The sequence below is a fragment of the Mycolicibacterium canariasense genome, assembly GCF_002101555.1.
Classification (GTDB): domain Bacteria; phylum Actinomycetota; class Actinomycetes; order Mycobacteriales; family Mycobacteriaceae; genus Mycobacterium; species Mycobacterium canariasense.
In genome coordinates, this window is record NZ_LQOL01000058.1 from 41,172 (window position 1) to 56,012 (window position 14,841).

At 69.8% G+C, this 14,841-nt stretch carries 18 protein-coding genes; 12 read left to right on the forward strand and 6 right to left on the reverse strand.

Annotated features, from left to right (window positions below):
- Nucleotides 1-8: 8 nt before the first annotated feature.
- Complete coding sequence (locus AWB94_RS20105) at nt 9-650, reverse strand: LysE family transporter (RefSeq protein ID WP_062657202.1); 642 nt, start codon at nt 648-650, stop codon at nt 9-11.
- Between the two features lie 33 nt (nt 651-683).
- Complete coding sequence (locus AWB94_RS20110) at nt 684-1,106, reverse strand: nitroreductase family deazaflavin-dependent oxidoreductase (protein ID WP_062657267.1); 423 nt, start codon at nt 1,104-1,106, stop codon at nt 684-686.
- 75 nt (nt 1,107-1,181) lie between these two features.
- Between AWB94_RS20110 and hisD the strand changes: the two genes are divergently transcribed.
- The 8 genes from hisD to hisI are packed head-to-tail and all read left to right on the forward strand — an operon-like array spanning nt 1,182 to nt 7,545.
- Nucleotides 1,182-2,480 (forward strand): histidinol dehydrogenase, encoded by a 1,299-nt coding sequence (hisD, locus tag AWB94_RS20115; RefSeq protein WP_062657266.1) that lies wholly within the window; start codon nt 1,182-1,184, stop codon nt 2,478-2,480.
- A complete protein-coding gene (locus tag AWB94_RS20120; protein WP_062657201.1) occupies nt 2,480-3,598 on the forward strand; it encodes a histidinol-phosphate transaminase in 1,119 nt (372 codons plus the stop codon). The genes hisD and AWB94_RS20120 overlap by 1 nt, the downstream gene beginning before the upstream one ends.
- A complete protein-coding gene (gene hisB / locus AWB94_RS20125) occupies nt 3,595-4,215 on the forward strand; it encodes an imidazoleglycerol-phosphate dehydratase HisB (protein ID WP_062657200.1) in 621 nt (206 codons plus the stop codon). Before AWB94_RS20120 ends, hisB begins: the two co-directional genes overlap by 4 nt.
- The gene (gene hisH / locus AWB94_RS20130) at nt 4,212-4,832 is read left to right on the forward strand and encodes an imidazole glycerol phosphate synthase subunit HisH (RefSeq protein ID WP_062657199.1); all 621 of its coding nucleotides are present in this window, start codon (nt 4,212-4,214) and stop codon (nt 4,830-4,832) included. Before hisB ends, hisH begins: the two co-directional genes overlap by 4 nt.
- A complete protein-coding gene (gene priA / locus AWB94_RS20135) occupies nt 4,829-5,563 on the forward strand; it encodes a bifunctional 1-(5-phosphoribosyl)-5-((5-phosphoribosylamino)methylideneamino)imidazole-4-carboxamide isomerase/phosphoribosylanthranilate isomerase PriA (protein ID WP_062657198.1) in 735 nt (244 codons plus the stop codon). The genes hisH and priA overlap by 4 nt, the downstream gene beginning before the upstream one ends.
- A 5-nt stretch (nt 5,564-5,568) precedes the next feature.
- On the forward strand, nt 5,569-6,381 hold the full coding sequence (locus AWB94_RS20140) for an inositol monophosphatase family protein (RefSeq protein ID WP_062657197.1): 813 nt from the start codon (nt 5,569-5,571) through the stop codon (nt 6,379-6,381).
- On the forward strand, nt 6,378-7,169 hold the full coding sequence (gene hisF / locus AWB94_RS20145; protein ID WP_062657196.1) for an imidazole glycerol phosphate synthase subunit HisF: 792 nt from the start codon (nt 6,378-6,380) through the stop codon (nt 7,167-7,169). Before AWB94_RS20140 ends, hisF begins: the two co-directional genes overlap by 4 nt.
- Before the next feature lie 28 nt (nt 7,170-7,197).
- Nucleotides 7,198-7,545 carry a phosphoribosyl-AMP cyclohydrolase gene (gene hisI, locus AWB94_RS20150; RefSeq protein WP_062657265.1) on the forward strand — a complete coding sequence of 116 codons (348 nt, stop codon included), beginning with the start codon at nt 7,198-7,200 and terminating at the stop codon, nt 7,543-7,545.
- A 1-nt stretch (nt 7,546) separates the two neighbouring features.
- On the opposite strand, the gene AWB94_RS20155 is transcribed toward hisI, so the two are convergent.
- On the reverse strand, nt 7,547-7,789 hold the full coding sequence (locus AWB94_RS20155) for a hypothetical protein (RefSeq protein WP_062657195.1): 243 nt from the start codon (nt 7,787-7,789) through the stop codon (nt 7,547-7,549).
- 87 nt (nt 7,790-7,876) lie between these two features.
- On the opposite strand from AWB94_RS20155, the gene AWB94_RS20160 reads away from it, so the two are divergent.
- Nucleotides 7,877-9,499: an N-6 DNA methylase gene (locus AWB94_RS20160; protein WP_234811810.1), complete on the forward strand. Its 1,623-nt coding sequence runs from the start codon at nt 7,877-7,879 to the stop codon at nt 9,497-9,499.
- Nucleotides 9,489-10,499: a hypothetical protein gene (locus AWB94_RS20165; protein ID WP_062657194.1), complete on the forward strand. Its 1,011-nt coding sequence runs from the start codon at nt 9,489-9,491 to the stop codon at nt 10,497-10,499. Before AWB94_RS20160 ends, AWB94_RS20165 begins: the two co-directional genes overlap by 11 nt.
- Here AWB94_RS20165 and AWB94_RS20170 read toward each other — a convergent pair.
- From AWB94_RS20170 to AWB94_RS20180, 3 genes are all read right to left on the reverse strand, one after another.
- On the reverse strand, nt 10,496-11,293 hold the full coding sequence (locus tag AWB94_RS20170) for an ABC transporter ATP-binding protein (protein ID WP_062657193.1): 798 nt from the start codon (nt 11,291-11,293) through the stop codon (nt 10,496-10,498). The two genes, AWB94_RS20165 and AWB94_RS20170, sit on opposite strands and share 4 nt — an antisense overlap.
- Nucleotides 11,290-11,976 (reverse strand): FadR/GntR family transcriptional regulator, encoded by a 687-nt coding sequence (locus AWB94_RS20175; protein WP_234811811.1) that lies wholly within the window; start codon nt 11,974-11,976, stop codon nt 11,290-11,292. Before AWB94_RS20175 ends, AWB94_RS20170 begins: the two co-directional genes overlap by 4 nt.
- A 148-nt stretch (nt 11,977-12,124) precedes the next feature.
- Complete coding sequence (locus tag AWB94_RS20180) at nt 12,125-12,589, reverse strand: peroxiredoxin (protein ID WP_062657192.1); 465 nt, start codon at nt 12,587-12,589, stop codon at nt 12,125-12,127.
- Between the two features lie 30 nt (nt 12,590-12,619).
- On the opposite strand from AWB94_RS20180, the gene AWB94_RS20185 reads away from it, so the two are divergent.
- Entirely contained in the window at nt 12,620-14,227 is a 1,608-nt protein-coding gene (locus AWB94_RS20185) for an anthranilate synthase component I (protein WP_062657191.1), read from the forward strand.
- The gene (locus AWB94_RS20190) at nt 14,224-14,823 is read left to right on the forward strand and encodes a TIGR02234 family membrane protein (RefSeq protein ID WP_062657190.1); all 600 of its coding nucleotides are present in this window, start codon (nt 14,224-14,226) and stop codon (nt 14,821-14,823) included. The genes AWB94_RS20185 and AWB94_RS20190 overlap by 4 nt, the downstream gene beginning before the upstream one ends.
- The last annotated feature ends 18 nt before the right edge of the window (nt 14,824-14,841 follow it).

A 14,841-nucleotide genomic window follows, 5' to 3' on the forward strand; every position in this document is an offset into this window, starting at 1 on the left:
CTCAAGTATCAGGCCGGCACGCCCCTGCGTACGAACGACAGCACGACGGCCGCAGTGGCGAACAGGCCGGAGAACACCCGGTTCAGGATCGTCTGCTGCCGCGGGGTGTGCAGCCAGCCCACCAACCGCATCGCCAGGCCGGTGTAGAGGCCCATCACCACGCAGTCGACGACGATCATCGTCGCGCCGATTGCCAGATACTGCGGCAACAGCGGTGCCGTCGGCACCACGAACTGCGGCAGCACCGCCAGGAAGAACACCAGGCCCTTCGGGTTGGTCGCGTTCACCAGGAAGCCGCGGGTGACCAGGGCAACCCGGCCGCCGCCGTGGTGGCCGACCTTGCCGACGGTCTCGCGCAGGTCGGTGGTGGCGGTGCGCCATTGCCTGATGGCCAGGTACGCGAGGTAGCCGACGCCGATCCACTTGATCACGGTGAACGCGATGACCGACCGGGTGACCACCGCACCGAGCCCGGCGGCGACCAGGGCCAGCTGCAGCATCAGCCCGATCTCCAGGCCGAGGATGCTCCAGTAGCCGCGGCGCAGGCCGTGCGCCATCCCGGTCGCCATCGACTGCACCGCTCCGGCGCCGGGGGACACGCTGATCGCGATCGCGGCACCGAGGAATGCCAGCCATACCTGCCACGTCATGCGATCAGTCTGGCAGCCCCGGTCAAACCGATATCAGCTGATATCGGCCACGAAGACACCCGACTTGCGGGCGACCAGCCGGACCATCCGGGGCAGCGACGGATCGTCGGTGCCCGCGGGCAGCACCCGGGGGTTGGTGATGTGGATGTCGCCACTGAACAGGTGCACATCGGCCTCGCCGGCGGCCAGCACGTTCTTCACCCAGTTGGTCTTGCCGTGCATGAGGCCGATCGCCAAGGTGTCGCCCTTGCGGAAGCTGGTGACGGTCGTCTCGTACGGCGTGCCCGATTTGCGGCCGCGATGCTTCACGACGGTGAACCCCGGCAGCCGTTTGGCCAGCGGGGCGATCATCGGGTTGATGTATTTGATCTGGAAGTTCTCCAGCCACGGCGGGAAGATCATCGGCACCCCGGGCGCGTTGTTCGGATGCTCGTGCCTGGATTGTGCAGCGGACATGGCGTCTCCCATGGCTCGTGAATTCGATTTGGCCTGCTCTGGGACAATAGTCGGGTGAGCGCACCGCAACCCGTCATGGCCCGCATCGATCTGCGGGGCACCGCGCTGTCGGCGGCCCGGCTGCGGGGCGTCCTGCCGCGCGGTGACGTGGACGTCGACGCCGTGCTGCCCACGGTTCGCCCCGTCGTCGCCGACGTCGCCGAACGCGGTGCGCAGGCCGCGCTGGAGTACGGCCAGAGGTTCGACGGAGTGCGCCCCGAAACCGTGCGGGTGCCGGTCTCCGCGCTCACCGAGGCGCTGGCCGCCCTGCCCGTGGACGTGCGTGCCGCCCTGGAGGTGGCCATCGAACGGACCCGCGCGGTGCACGCCGACCAGCGCCGCACCGACACCACCACCACGTTGGCCCCGGGAGCGACGGTCACCGAACGCTGGGTTCCGGTGGAACGGGTCGGGCTGTACGTGCCCGGCGGCAACGCCGTCTACCCGTCCAGCGTGGTGATGAACGTGGTGCCCGCGCAGACCGCCGGGGTGGAATCGCTGGTGATCGCCAGCCCGCCGCAGAAGGAGTTCGGCGGGCGGCCGCATCCGACCATCCTGGCCGCCGCGGCGCTGCTGGGTGTGGACGAGGTGTGGGCCGTCGGCGGTGCGCAGGCGGTCGCCCTGCTGGCCTACGGGGACGCCGATCACCCTCCGGTGGACATGATCACCGGCCCGGGCAACATCTACGTCACCGCCGCCAAGCGCATCTGCCGCTCGCAGGTCGGTATCGACGCCGAGGCCGGTCCCACCGAGATCGCCATCCTGGCCGACCACACCGCCGATCCCGTGCACATCGCCGCCGACCTGATCAGTCAGGCCGAGCACGACGAGATGGCCGCCAGTGTGCTGGTGACCGACAGCGAAGCGCTGGCCGCCGCGTCCGACGCGGAGGTGCTCAACCAGCTGCAGACCACCGTGCACCGCGAGCGGGTGACCGCCGCGCTCACCGGCAGCCAATCGGCCATCGTGCTGGTCGACGACATCGATGCCGGAGTGAAGGTGGTCAACGCCTACGCCGCCGAGCATCTGGAGATCCAGACCGACGACGCTTCCGCGGTGGCCGGCCGGATCCGTTCGGCGGGAGCGATTTTCGTCGGCGCCTGGTCGCCGGTCAGTCTGGGTGACTACTGCGCGGGTTCCAATCACGTGCTGCCCACCGCGGGCTGCGCGCGGCACTCCAGCGGTTTGTCGGTGCAGACCTTCCTGCGCGGTATCCACGTCGTCGAATACGACGAGGCCGCGCTCAAAGACGTGTCAGGCCATGTGATCACGCTGTCGCAGGCGGAGAACCTGCCCGCGCACGGCGAGGCGGTACGACGGAGGTTCGAACGCTAGTGTCCCGCATATCCCTCGACGACCTGCCGCTGCGGGACACCCTGCGCGGCAAGAGTCCCTACGGTGCGCCGCAGTTGCAGGTGCCGGTGCGGCTCAACACCAACGAGAACCCGCACCCGCCGAGCCAGGCGCTCGTCGACGATGTCGCCGCGTCGGTGCGCGACGCCGCGTCGGACCTGCACCGCTATCCAGACCGGGACGCGGTCACTCTGCGCGCCGACCTGGCGGCCTACCTGACCGGCCAGACCGGTGTCCCGGTGGCCACCGAGAACGTCTGGGCGGCAAACGGTTCCAACGAGATCCTGCAGCAGCTGCTGCAGGCGTTCGGCGGACCGGGCCGCACCGCCATGGGCTTCGTCCCGTCCTACTCGATGCACCCGATCATCTCCGACGGCACCCAGACCGAATGGCTACAGGCCGCCCGGGCGCAGGACTTCGGCCTGGATACCGCCGTGGCGGTTGCCGCCGTCAAGGAACACCAGCCCGATGTGGTGTTCCTGGCCAGCCCGAACAACCCGTCGGGCCAGAGCATCACCGTCGACGAACTGCGCCAGCTGCTCGAGGTGGCCCCAGGGGTTGTCATCGTGGACGAGGCGTACGGCGAGTTCTCCTCGCAGCCCAGCGCCATCGGCCTGGTCGCCGAGTACCCGGCCAAACTGATCGTCACCCGCACGATGAGCAAGGCGTTCGCCTTCGCCGGTGGCCGGCTGGGATATCTGGTCGCCGATCCGGCCGTCATCGAGGCCCTGCTGCTGGTCCGGCTGCCGTACCACCTGTCCTCGCTGACCCAGGCGGCCGCGCGTGCCGCGCTGCGGCACGCCGACGACACGCTGGCCAGCGTGGCGCTGCTCATCGCCGAGCGCAACCGAGTGTCGAAGGCCTTGTCCGAGATGGGCTTCCGGGTCATCCCCAGCGACGCCAACTTCGTGCTCTACGGCGAGTTCGCCGATGCGCCCGCGGTATGGCAGCGCTACCTGGATGCCGGCGTGCTCATCCGCGATGTCGGCATCCCCGGCTACCTGCGCGCCACCATCGGCCTGGCCGAGGAGAACGATGCCCTGCTCGACGTCAGCGCCGAGATCGCCGAATCCGCTTTGTCCGCACAAGGAGCTTCATGAGCCGCCGCGCCAGGGTCGAACGTAAGACCAAGGAGTCCGACATCGTCGTCGAGATCGACCTCGACGGCTCGGGCAGAACCGATATCAGTACGGGAGTACCGTTTTTCGACCATATGCTGACGGCGCTGGGCAGCCACGCCAGTTTCGACCTGACGGTGCACGCCAAGGGTGATATCGAGATCGAGGGTCACCACACCGTCGAGGACACCGCCATCGTGCTGGGCCAGGCACTCGGCCAGGCCCTGGGGGACAAGAAGGGCATCCGCCGGTTCGGCGATGCCTTCATCCCCATGGACGAGACGCTGGCGCACGCCGCCGTCGACGTGTCCGGGCGGCCGTACTTCGTGCACACCGGCGAGCCGGATTTCATGGTGTCCTTCACGATCTCCGGATCGGGTGCCGGGGCCACGGCGCCGTACCACACCGTGATCAACCGGCACGTGTTCGAGTCGCTGGCGTTCAACGCCCGCATCGCCCTGCACGTGCGCACCCTCTACGGTCGGGACCCGCATCACATCACCGAGGCCGAGTACAAGGCGGTGGCCCGCGCCCTGCGCCAGGCCGTCGAGTTCGACCCGCGGGTCACCGGGGTGCCCTCGACCAAGGGCACTCTGTGACCCCCAAAAAGGTGGTGGTGCTGGATTACGGGTCCGGCAACCTGCGCTCGGCGCAGCGTGCGGTGCAGCGCACCGGAGCCGAGGTCGAGGTCACCAGTGACCCGGTCGCGGCCGCGAACGCCGACGGTCTGGTGGTGCCCGGCGTCGGCGCCTTCGAGGCCTGCATGGTGGGACTGCGCGGCATCGGCGGCGACGAGATCATCGCCAAACGGGTGTCCGCGGGCCGACCGGTGCTCGGCGTCTGCGTGGGCATGCAGATCCTGTTCGCCCGCGGTGTCGAATTCGGGGTGGAGTCCACCGGGTGCGGCCAGTGGCCCGGCGCGGTGACGCGCCTGGACGCGCCGGTCATCCCGCACATGGGCTGGAATGTGGTCGACGCGCCCGCAGGCAGTACCTTGTTCCGGGGCCTGGACGCCGACACCCGGTTCTACTTCGTGCACTCGTACGCCGCACAGCAGTGGCAGGGCCGGCCCGAGGCCCTGGTCACCTGGGCGACACACCATGTGCCGTTCATCGCGGCCGTGGAGGACGGCCCGCTGTCGGCGACACAATTTCATCCGGAGAAAAGCGGCGACGCCGGCGCGGCGCTGCTAGCGAATTGGGTTGAGGGACTGTGAGTTTGATTCTTTTGCCGGCCGTCGACGTGGTCGAGGGCAAAGCGGTGCGCCTGGTGCAGGGCAAGGCGGGCAGCGAAACCGACTACGGGTCGGCACTGGAGGCAGCCCTTGCCTGGCAGCGCGACGGTGCCGAGTGGATCCACCTGGTGGACCTGGATGCCGCGTTCGGGCGCGGCTCCAACCGCGAACTGCTGGCCGAGGTGGTCGGCAAGCTCGATGTCGCGGTGGAACTGTCCGGCGGTATCCGCGACGACGAATCGCTGCGGGCCGCGCTGGCCACCGGCTGTGCGCGGGTCAACATCGGCACCGCCGCGCTGGAGAACCCGGCCTGGTGTGCGGCCGCCATCGCCGAGTACGGCGACAAGGTGGCCGTCGGGCTCGACGTCCAGATCGTGGAGGGGCAACACCGGTTGCGTGGCCGCGGCTGGGAAACCGACGGCGGCGACCTGTGGGAGGTGCTGGAACGGCTTGAGCGCGAGGGCTGTTCGCGCTACGTCGTCACCGACGTCACCAAGGACGGCACCCTGACCGGGCCCAACCTGGATCTGCTGGGCGAGGTCGCCGAACGCAGCGGGGCGCCGGTGATCGCGTCCGGCGGGGTGTCCAGCGTCGAGGACCTGCGCGCCATCGCCACCCTGACCGGCCGCGGCGTCGAGGGTGCCATCGTCGGGAAGGCGCTCTATGCGGGACGTTTCACCCTGCCCGAGGCGCTGGCCGCGGTCGGCGGATAACGACCATGGATCCCATCCGGCTGGACGCGCTGGTCGCCACCGCGGCCGACGTTCTCGATGCGGCGTCGGCTCAGTTCATCGCGGGGCACCGCGCGGACTCGGCCGTCCGCAAGAAGGGTAATGATTTCGCGACCGAGATCGACCTGGCCATCGAGCGGCAGGTGGTGGCCGCACTGCAAGAACAGACCGGGATCGGCGTGCACGGTGAGGAATTCGGTGGCGAGCCGATCGACTCCGAGCTGGTGTGGGTGCTCGACCCGATCGATGGCACCTTCAACTACGCCGCCGGCTCACCGATGGCGGCCATCCTGTTGGGCCTGCTGCACAACGGTGTACCGGTCGCCGGGCTGACCTGGCTGCCGTTCATGGGTCAGCGTTACACCGCGCTGGATGGAGGTCCCGTCCGCGACAACGGCGTGGCGCTGCCGGCGCTGGACACGCCGACACTGGCCGACTCCATCGTCGGGATCCAGACGTTCAACATCGACTCGCGGGGCCGCTTTCCCGGCCGGTACCGGGCCGCGGTGCTGGCCAACCTGAGCCGTGAGTGCTCCCGGGTCCGCATGCACGGCGCCACCGGCGTCGACCTGGCCTACGTGGCGAGCGGAATCCTGGGTGCGGCCATCAGTTTCGGTCATCACATCTGGGATCACGCCGCCGGAGTGGCGTTGGTGCGGGCCGCGGGCGGTATCGTCACCGACCTGTTCGGAGCGCCGTGGACCGCGGAGTCGAAGTCCGCACTGGCCGCCGCGCCCGGCGTGCACCAGCGCATGCTGGAGATCATCGCCGCCGCCGGTAGCCCGGAGGATCACCTGTGACCAGTGACCGTGACAGTAGGTTGGCCACCCGCGTCATCCCGTGCCTGGACGTCGACGCCGGCCGGGTGGTCAAGGGCGTCAACTTCGAAAACCTCAGGGATGCCGGCGATCCCGTCGAGCTGGCGGCGGCCTACGACGCCGAGGGCGCCGACGAGCTGACATTCCTGGACGTCACCGCCTCGTCGTCGGGCCGGTCCACCATGCTGGAGGTGGTGCGCCGCACCGCCGAGCAGGTGTTCATCCCGCTCACCGTCGGCGGCGGGGTGCGTTCGGTCGAGGACGTGGACACCCTGTTGCGGGCCGGTGCGGACAAGGTATCGGTGAACACCGCCGCCATCGCCCGCCCCGAACTGCTCGCCGAGTTGGCCCACCAGTTCGGTTCGCAGTGCATCGTGCTCAGCGTCGATGCCCGCACCGTCCCGGCGGGTTCGGCACCCACAGCGTCGGGTTGGGAGGTCACCACGCACGGCGGCCGGCGTGGCACCGGCATCGACGCGGTCGAATGGGCCCGGCGCGGGGCCGAACTCGGCGTGGGGGAGATCCTGCTGAACTCGATGGACGCCGACGGCACCAAGGCCGGTTTCGACCTGGACATGTTGCGCGCGGTGCGTGCGGCGGTGACGGTGCCGGTGATCGCCAGCGGTGGCGCCGGAGCGGTGGACCATTTCCCGCCCGCCGTCGCGGCCGGTGCGGATGCGGTGCTGGCGGCCAGCGTGTTCCATTTCCGGGAGTTGACGATCGGTCAGGTCAAAGAGGCCATGGCGGCCGAGGGGATCACGGTGCGATGAGCGCTTGCGCGAAGAGTGGACAATGCCGATGAATCTCGATCCCGGTATCGCCGCCCGGCTCAAGCGCAACGCCGACGGGCTGTTCACCGCCGTGGTGCAGGAGCACGGCACCGGTGACGTGCTGATGGTGGCCTGGATGGACGACGACGCGTTGGCCCGCACGCTGGAAACCCGTGAGGCCACCTACTTCTCACGGTCCCGCGGCCAGCAGTGGATCAAGGGCGCCACGTCCGGGCACACCCAGCACGTGCGCTCGGTGCGGCTGGACTGCGACGGCGACACCGTCCTGCTCGAGGTCGACCAGGTGGGCGGCGCCTGCCACACCGGCGATCACAGCTGCTTCGACGCCGACGAACTGCTGGCGCCCGAGGCCTGACTCAGCTGAACGGCAGGAATTGCCCGTTGACCCAGACGCCCCAGTGCCCGCCCGAACCCCAGTCCCACCAGACCATCGGGTGACCCTGCCACGCCTCGGCGGGCTTCTTGGGCGCGTTGGCCGGTGCCTCCAGAGCGGGACCGCCGGCATCGACCGGCGGCTCGGCGGCCGCCGTACCCATGCCGAGGGCGGACCCGAGGATTGCGCCGGCGGCCACCACGGTGGCCAAGACTGACTTCGACATGCCTGAAAGCTTAGCCAATCGAAGCGAATCGCGGGGAAGTGACCCTCGGCGCTGTCTTGCGCCGACTTGTCGGTGTCGTCGGACAGAATGGCCAGCGTGATCGATTCCGCCGGGGCCCGCAAAGCGCGCGGGGCGTTCTTCACCCCGCCGGAGATCACCCGCTATCTGGCGCAGTGGGCGGTCCGGGCGCCCGGCGACCGGGTGTTCGAACCGTCGGCCGGGGAGGCGGCATTCCTGGTCGCGGCGGCCCGCCGGCTGTCCGAGCTGGGCGCCGATGCCCCGGTACTCGAGGGGGTGGAGATCCATCCGGCCAGCGCCAGGGCCGCCCGGGCGCGCGTCGCCGAGGCCGGTGCCACCGCACGCATCCGCACCGCCGACTTCTTCGCCGTGGACCCGCAACCGTCGTACACCGCGGTGATCGGCAACCCGCCCTATATCCGTTATCAGGACTTCCGGGGCCAGGCGCGGGCCCAGTCCCGGCGGGCGGCCCTGCAGGCTGGGGTCAGCCTGTCCGGCCTCGCATCGAGCTGGGCGGCCTTCACGGTGCACGCGGCGCTGTTCCTGCAGCCGGGCGGCCGGATGGCACTGGTGCTGCCCGCCGAGCTGCTGAGCGTGAACTACGCGGCGCCGGTGCGCAAATTCCTGTTCGACAGTTTCGCGACCGTCGAACTGGTGATGTTCGACGAGCAGGTGTTCCCCGGGGCCGAGGCCGACGTGGTGCTGCTGCTGGCCGACGGCTTCGGCGGTGGCCCGTCCGGGCACGCGGTGATCCACCGGGCCCGTAACGCCCAATCGCTGACATCGGAACTGGCCCAACGTCATTGGGCGCCACTGGATCCGTCGGACAAGTGGGTCAGCGGGCTGGTCGGCGCGGCGCCGGTGGGTCAACTGCACGCGCTGCACGAGACCGGCCGGTTCGCCACCCTGGACCGCTGGGGTGACACCACGCTGGGCATGGTGACCGGGAACAACGGCTTCTTCGCGCTGTCCCCGGCGCGGGTGCGGGAGCTGGGCCTGCGGCCGGCCGATCTGTTGCCGCTGTCCCCGCCGGGCAGCGCACACCTGCGCGGGCTCACCCTCACCACCGCACAGTTGGACCGGCTGGGCCAGGACGGCAAGGCGACCCACCTGTTCCGGCCGGCCGGTGCCGGATCGACGGCCGCCCAGCGCTATATCGCGGCCGGCCATGCGGCCGGGGTGCACCTGGCCTACAAGTGCCGGGTGCGCAGCCCGTGGTTCGCCGTCCCGCTGTTGCCGCCCGCGCACCTGCTGCTGACCTGTATGAACGCCGACACCCCGCGCCTGATCACCAATCGTGCCGGGGCGCATCATCTCAACTCGGTGCACGGCGTGTATCTGCACGACGGGCTGGTCGGGCTCGGACAGGATCTGCTGCCGTTGGCGGCACTCAACTCGGCGACGGTGCTGCACGCCGAGATCGTCGGCCGTTCCTACGGCGGCGGGATCCTCAAGCTCGAACCGCGCGAGGCGGACCGCTGGCTGGTGCCGTCGGCCGAGCTGGTCGGTGCCCGCGCCGGCGAGCTGCGCGCGGCCCGGCGCACCGTGGCGGGTCTGCTGTCACGGGGCCGGTTGCTGGACGCCGTGCACGCCGTCGACACCGCGCTCGGTCTCGTTGACGTGGATTCGATTCGTGCAGCACGTGATTCACTGGCCACCCGGCGGGCGGTAAGGTCGCGGCGTGCCCGCTGAGCCAGCCGCGAAACCTCCGTCGAAACCTTCCGCGAAGGCCACCGCGTGGGCCATCTTCGACCGCATCGTCGCCGATGCCGCCCCGCACGGCGAGCACACCAGCCCGTGGCGCCGGGTCGACGACACCCTGGTGTATCAGCCCGACTTCCGGGTGTTGCGCCGCCTGCTCGGTGTGCCGCTGTACCTGGACGCGCCGTCCACCACCGGCGTACCCGCGCTGGCCCTGGACGTCTGGCTGTCCTACGAGCTGCGCCGCGCCGGATTCGATCCGAACGCGGTGTGGCCGCGGGCCACCGAACCGCGCATCATGCCCAGCGCCATCGCCAGCCTGCTCGAGGCGCTGCCCGTCAAGGAACGCCAGCTCATCGAGCACCGGCTGCAACGGTCGATGAAGGGGGTGGCCGGGTCCAGCGCCAGCGTGCTCGGCAAGCACTACATGAAGCAGGTCGACATCGTGATGTCGGACTGGGACACCGGCCCGGAACTGCTGATCAGCACCAAGCGGATGGATTCCAGTTTCGGCAAGAACGCCGCCAACCGGGTGGAGGAAAGCTACGGCGACGCCAAGAATCTGCGGCTGCGGCACCCGTTGGCCGCGCTCGGCTTCGTCTACGGTCTGCGCTCCACCATCCTGACCACCGAGCCGGACAAGGCCGAATGGCTGATCGACCTGCTGGCCAAACTCGGCACCGAGGACGACGCCTACCACGCCGTCGCGCTCATCATGATCGACTATGACAGCGACGGCGCCCCGCCCGCCGAGGACGAGGTCGACAGCCTGGAAAAGGCGGAACCCGACGTGCTTTTCGAGATCGTCGACGTCGAGACCGCGGCGGTGGACGAGGCGTTGGCGGCGCTGCCGGACATCACCATCCGCCACGACACCGTCCCGCCCGGGCTGGCGCCGGCGCGGTTCCTGGCGATCATGGTGAACCGGGTGCTGGACACCACGCCGGTGACTCGGCACCGCGAAGCGCGGCGCCGCCGCCGGGAGGCCTAGAGCACCTTCGAACTCGCCTTGGCCCGGGCCGACCAGCGGCCGTCTTCGAACCCGACGGTGACGGGGTGTTCGAAAGCCGTCGTCACATGATCGGTGGTGACGGTCTGGCGCGCAGCGCCGCTGGCCACCGTGCGACCGTGCCCGATCAGCAGCGCGTGGGTGGTGGAGGTGGGCAGCTCCTCCAGGTGGTGGGTCACCAGGATCGAAGCCATATCCGGATGTGAATCATCCAGCGTGTCAAGCGTTTCCAAGAGCTGCTCACGCGCGGCCACATCCAGTCCGGTGGTCGGCTCGTCCAGTAGCAGCAGCCGCGGTTCGGCGATCAGTGCCCGGGCGATCAGGGTGCGGCCCCGTTCGCCCTGGGACAGGGTGGGCCACACCGACTCCGCGCGTGCCGACAGGCCGACGGTGTCGATGAGTTCGTCGGCGCGGGCCAGCTGCGCGGCGCTCGGGCTCCAGCGGGCCGCGATATCGATGGTGGCGGTGATCCCGGTGAGCACCACCTCACGCACGGTCAACGGGTACTGCAGCCGGTGCCGCGGATTCACGTGACCGATATCGCGGCGCAGCACGGACAGGTCGGTCTTGCCCATCTGATTGCCGAGCACCCGCACCGTTCCGGAGGTCGGAAAGGTCACGGCCGCACAGAAACCCAGCAAGGTGCTCTTGCCTGCGCCGTTGGGACCCAGCAGCGCCCAGTGCTCGCCGGACCGCACGGTCAGCGAGATGCCGTCGATGATCTGTTTACCGTCGCGGCGGAACGTGACGTCGTCGATCTCGAGCACCGGTGTCATGTGAAGGACTCCATCAAAGCGGTCAAATGGGTACGGCTGGCGGCGGCAGCAGCCTCGGGGGAGCGGGCCGCGATGGCCTCGGTGAGTTCCTGATGGCAGGCGTGGTCGGCGGATTCGGAGAACGAGCCGGACGGTGCGATCTTGAGCATGTCGATCATGGCGGTACGCAGCCGGGGTAGGAACGCGTCGAACAACTGCAGCAGCACCTCGTTGTGCGCGGCGGCGATCACGGCGCGGTGAAACGCCATATCGGCGTCGACGTGGTCGGGCACCGATTGACCCGGTACGCCGCGGGCGGCCAGCGTCCGGCGGATATCGCGCAGATCGGCAGGCGTGCGCCGGGTGGCGGCCAGTGCGGCCGCCTCGGCTTCGATGGCGATGCGGGCTTCCACGACGGTGGCGATGGTGGTGCGCCGCAGCACGGTGTCCCAGTCCTCGGTGACATCGGTGGCGGTGACGAACACGCCGGCGCCCTGGCGGCTCTCCAGCACGCCCTTGCCGGCCAGCTCGCGGATCGCCTCCCGCAGCGTGGAGCGGCCCACGCCGAGCTGGGCCGCCAGGGTCGTCTCACCGGGAATGCGGTGGCCCAGCGGCCATTCACCGGCGCGGATCCGGGACAGCAGCAGCTCGGCCGCCTGGCCGGCCAGCGGATGGCGCTGCACCTGGCGAATCGGCGACGTCACCGTGAACCTCTCTACTTGTCTGAGGAGTTTCGTCCAAGTGTAGCCATCGTGACGCGGTCGGCACCGGCACGCCCACCTCGATCACCGCGGAGAGTGCCGTTACGGCAATGCCCTTGACCGGATGCACGGACCGGCGCCACGTACGGCCTCAACGCGCCCTGAGCACCTCCAGCGCCTTGTCGGCGTGGGTGTCCATGCTGAACTCGCTGGCGATCACCGCCAGGATGGTGCGGTCGGTGTCGATGACGAACGTGGTCCGCTTGACCGGCATCAACTTGCCGAGCAGGCCGCGCTTGACCCCGAACTGGGTGGCCACCACGCCGTCGGTGTCCGACAGCAGCGGATAGTCGAAGTTCTGCTGATCGGCGAAGCGGGCCTGCTTGTCCACCGCGTCGGCGCTGATCCCCACCCGGGTCGCGCCGACGGCGGCGAACTCGGCGGCCAGGTCGCGGAAGTGGCAGGCCTCCTTGGTGCAGCCCGGTGTCATCGCGGCCGGGTAGAAGAACAGCACCACCGGTCCGTCGGCCAGCAACCCCGACAGGCTGCGCACGGTGGCCGTCTGGTCGGGAAGTTCGAACTCCGCGACGGTGTCACCCGTCTTCAAGGCAGTCATGATTCATCACGCTACTGGGGCGAGCGACGCATGCCGAGGTCGCTGTCGTCCGTCTGGGAGGATTGCCCCGTGCAGACACTGGCATCAACCACCTCACGCGAGGATTTCCGGACACTGGCGGCCGAGCACCGGGTGGTCCCGGTGACCCGCAAGGTGCTCGCCGACAGCGAGACCCCGCTGTCGGCGTACCGGAAACTGGCCGCCAACCGCCCCGGCACCTTCCTGCTGGAGTCGGCGGAGAACGGGCGGTCGTGGTCGCGCTGGTCGTTCATCGGGGCCGGTGCGCCCTCGGCCCTGACGGTGCGTGACGGCCAGGCCGTGTGGCTGGGCAGCACCCCGCAGGGCGCCCCGTCCGGCGGTGACCCGCTGCAGGCGCTGCGCAGCACGCTTGAGCTGCTGGCCACCGCGCCGGTGCCGGGCCTGCCGCCGCTGTCCTCGGGCCTGGTCGGCTTCTTCGCCTACGACCTGGTGCGCCGGCTGGAGCGGCTGCCCGAACACACGGTCGACGATCTGCACCTGCCCGACATGCTGCTGCTGCTGGCCACCGATATCGCCGCCGTCGACCACCACGAGGGCACCATCACGCTGATCGCCAACGCGGTGAACTGGAACGGCACCGACGAGCGGGTCGACTGGGCCTACGACGACGCGGTGGCCCGCCTCGATGTCATGACGGCCGCGCTGGGTGAGCCGTTGCACTCGTCGGTGGCCACCTTCTCCCGGCCCGCACCGCAGCACCGCTCGCAGCGCACCGTCGCCGAGTACACCGCCATCGTCGACAAGCTCGTCGGTGACATCGAAGCCGGTGAGGCGTTCCAGGTGGTGCCGTCGCAGCGGTTCGAGATGACCACCACCGCCGATCCCATCGACGTCTACCGAATGCTGCGGGTGACCAACCCCAGCCCCTACATGTATCTGTTCAACGCGCCCAACGCCGAAGGCGGCCTGGACTTCTCGATCGTCGGTTCCAGTCCCGAGGCCCTGGTCACGGTGCAGGACGGCAAGGCCACCACCCATCCGATCGCCGGCACCCGGTGGCGCGGCGCCACCGAGGAGGAGGACGTCCTGCTGGAGAAGGAGCTGCTGGCCGACGACAAGGAACGCGCCGAGCACCTCATGCTCGTCGATCTGGGCCGCAACGACCTGGGCCGAGTGTGCGAGCCCGGCACCGTACGGGTCGAGGACTACAGCCATATCGAGCGCTACAGCCACGTCATGCACCTGGTCTCGACGGTCACCGGGCAGCTGGCCGAGGGCCGCACCGCCCTGGACGCGGTGACCGCCTGCTTCCCGGCGGGCACGTTGTCCGGGGCGCCGAAGGTGCGGGCCATGGAGCTCATCGAGGAGGTCGAGCTGACCCGGCGGGGGCTGTACGGCGGGGTGCTCGGCTACCTGGACTTCGCCGGCAACGCCGACTTCGCCATCGCCATCCGCACCGCGCTGATGCGCGACGGCACCGCCTACGTGCAGGCCGGCGGCGGCGTGGTGGCCGACTCGAACGGGCCGTACGAGTACAACGAGTCCACCAACAAGGCCAAGGCGGTGCTGGCCGCGGTGGCTGCCGCCGAGACGCTTCAGATTCCCCGGTCGCTGCGCTCCTGCCCGCCGGTGCAGATTCCCGAGGCGCAGACGCCGTGATCCGGATCGCGCAGGCCCTGCTGGCGCTGGCGGCGCTGGCGTTGTGGGGTGCGTCGCGGCTGACCTGGGTCCAGGTGCAGTCCTTCGACGGCCTCGGACAGCCCAAGTCCTCGACCCTGACGGGTGCCCAGTGGTCGACGGCGCTGGTGCCGTTGGCTCTGGTGCTGCTGGCCGCGGCGGTTGCGGCGCTGGCCGTGCGCGGCTGGGCGCTGCGGCTGCTGGCGGTGCTGGTGGCCGTCTGCAGCGCCGCGCTGGCCTACCTGGGGATCAGCTTGTGGGTGGTCCGCGATATCGCGGTGCGCGGCGCCGACCTGGCCCAGGTCCCGGTCGCCGCGCTGGTCGGTTCGTCGCGCCAGTACGTGGGAGCCGGGGTCACGGTGGCCGCGGCCGTGCTGACCCTGGCGGCCGCGGTGCTGCTGATCCGGTCCGCCGCGACCGCGCGCGCCACCAAGTACGTCGCACCGGCCGCCCGCCGGCAGGCGGTCAACAGCGAAAGCGCAGCGGACGGGATGTCGGAGCGGATGATCTGGGATGCGCTCGACGAGGGGTCGGACCCAACGGATCCGGACGCAGGTTCTGACTCGAAGGGTCGGTGATCGACGGTGTGGTGCAGG

Bases quoted from the DNA above. Each gene is read 5' to 3' on its own strand.
- AWB94_RS20185 (WP_062657191.1), top strand. From the start codon at position 12,620: ATGCCGAGGTCGCTGTCGTCCGTCTGGGAGGATTGCCCCGTGCAGACA.
- AWB94_RS20105 (WP_062657202.1), bottom strand. From the start codon at position 650: ATGACGTGGCAGGTATGGCTGGCATTCCTCGGTGCCGCGATCGCGATC.
- hisD (WP_062657266.1), top strand. From the start codon at position 1,182: ATGGCCCGCATCGATCTGCGGGGCACCGCGCTGTCGGCGGCCCGGCTG.
- hisI (WP_062657265.1), top strand. From the start codon at position 7,198: ATGAATCTCGATCCCGGTATCGCCGCCCGGCTCAAGCGCAACGCCGAC.
- AWB94_RS20180 (WP_062657192.1), bottom strand. From the start codon at position 12,589: ATGACTGCCTTGAAGACGGGTGACACCGTCGCGGAGTTCGAACTTCCC.
- hisB (WP_062657200.1), top strand. From the start codon at position 3,595: ATGAGCCGCCGCGCCAGGGTCGAACGTAAGACCAAGGAGTCCGACATC.
- AWB94_RS20160 (WP_234811810.1), top strand. From the start codon at position 7,877: ATGGCCAGCGTGATCGATTCCGCCGGGGCCCGCAAAGCGCGCGGGGCG.
- AWB94_RS20170 (WP_062657193.1), bottom strand. From the start codon at position 11,293: ATGACACCGGTGCTCGAGATCGACGACGTCACGTTCCGCCGCGACGGT.
- AWB94_RS20140 (WP_062657197.1), top strand. From the start codon at position 5,569: ATGGATCCCATCCGGCTGGACGCGCTGGTCGCCACCGCGGCCGACGTT.
- AWB94_RS20110 (WP_062657267.1), bottom strand. From the start codon at position 1,106: ATGTCCGCTGCACAATCCAGGCACGAGCATCCGAACAACGCGCCCGGG.
- AWB94_RS20155 (WP_062657195.1), bottom strand. From the start codon at position 7,789: ATGTCGAAGTCAGTCTTGGCCACCGTGGTGGCCGCCGGCGCAATCCTC.